1 protein-coding gene is annotated in these 1,732 nt (G+C 60.6%); it reads right to left on the bottom strand.

All coding sequences use genetic code 11. The features are described from left to right. Window positions 1-170 precede the first annotated feature (170 nt). Window positions 171-1,610 carry an IS1380 family transposase gene (locus tag G6035_RS19440; protein WP_176618747.1) on the bottom strand — a complete coding sequence of 480 codons (1,440 nt, stop codon included), beginning with the start codon at window positions 1,608-1,610 and terminating at the stop codon, window positions 171-173. Window positions 1,611-1,732 lie beyond the last annotated feature (122 nt).

The following is a 1,732-nucleotide window of genomic DNA, read 5'->3' as shown; positions in this document are numbered from 1 at the left end:
CCCAGATTTTGCATGGTGCTTGAGTGGCTGGTCCGCCGGGGGTCTGATTCCGTGTCGGGCCGGTTTCCGTGGTTTGGGCATGCTTGATGGGCCTGTTGTCGCTGGTTGGGCGTCGGTTTCCACGGTTCCGTGGTGTTGTTCTTTCTGGTGGTGGGGCCGGTCCTGGGTTCTCAGGCCGGTAGGGGAAGTCGTTGTCGGCGCTGGTGTGAGAGTTCCTTGATGGCCTTCAGGACGGTGGTGATCGTGCCGGTCTCGGGCGCCGTTTCGGGAATCAACAACCACGTTTTCCTGGCCCGGGTGATGAGTTTCCCGGCGGTGGCGAAGAGCCTGTAGCGCCACCGCTTCACATCCCATCCTCTCGCTGTGTGACCGGTGGGGAGCATGGATAATTGCAGCCAGGAAACAAGATTCATGGCCAAAGTCGCGATGTTCGCCCAGGCCTGATTGGAATGAAAGTCAAAGAACGGCAGCTTGCCCAACCCCATGTTCTTCAGCGTCTTGATCCGATTCTCACACCTACCCCTGGCCCGATGCCTGACATCGAGGGTGGGGCCGTGCCAGCGCGGGGAGTTCGTGAGAAACGCGGTCACCCGATGCCCGTCCTGATCCAAGAGAGTTGCTTGCGCGCCAGGATGAAGAGGCTCGGCACGCAGGTACAGGTTCGTGCCCTCCGGGTAGTCCGTGAGCCCCAGAACGTCCGTGGCGTTCACGACCCACGCGTTCGTGCGTTCTTCGCCGGCCTGGTCAAGGGCGGGTTGCCAGTATTTCTTCTCGTTGATCCATGCCACCATGCGTGCCTTGGCCACCGGCACCGGGTAGGAGACACTGAACTGCACGCCCAGGTTGGCCAGGTAGTGAAGGAATTTCCGGGAAGCTCCGGCACTATCGGTGCGCACCAGCACCTTTTCCCCAATGAGTTTGCCATCTTGGTCGTAGAAGGCATCGGGGAGTTGGGCAATAGCAGCAGTGAAGATCTTGATGTGATCCTCAGCGGAGTTCGCCCCGGCATTGCCAGGACGCAATAAGGTCGCCAGGACCTCGCCACCGCCCTGGCCGGCACCGTAGTCAACACTGGCAACAAAGGGAGCGAACCCGTAGCCGCCCTTGTACGTGCCAACGGCTTGTTCCTTGTCACTGTGCGAGGTAACCAGTGTGGCATCAAGGTCCAGGATGAGCGGGTCCAGGGCCGTCGCTGCCAGGGCGGGGTTGCGGTCGCCAGCGGCTTCCCACACGCGCGAACGCAACTCACGCGCCATGGTGGCGAAGCCATACTCAAAGACCTCAGGGACCGCTGCAGCTTGCTGGAAGAACCGTGACATCGTCGCGTTCGAGGCAACCGCCCCGAACACCCCGGCACTGCCGCGCAGCATATCCAGATCGCTGACGTGTTCACCGCCGCCGGCGAGCATGACCGCCACGGAACCCACAATCCCGCCGGAACGGTGTCGGGCACCAGCGGGAACGAACTGGCTCAAACGGTCCTCACACACGTCCCGGAACCCCAAGGCATCAATGAAGGACGTCACCACGTTCAACCCTGCATGGGAGATCAAAGCCTGACCCGTCGTGGCAACAGGCAGAGAGGGGAAAATTCCGGTATTCTCGGACATCAGAAAGGTGCTTCTTTCAGCCGGTACTAAAGTGCGTCAACAACACTATTTTCCCAGCTCAGAAGCACCTTTCGCCGCTTAAACACACCCCAAAGCGCCACCTTCATGAAATCTCCGGGCTA

It is taken from the genome of Arthrobacter sp. SDTb3-6 (assembly GCF_013376095.1).
Lineage (GTDB): Bacteria > Actinomycetota > Actinomycetes > Actinomycetales > Micrococcaceae > Specibacter.
The sequence above is the reverse complement of the archived record's forward strand: the minus strand, read 5'-3'. Positions and strand labels throughout refer to the sequence as shown.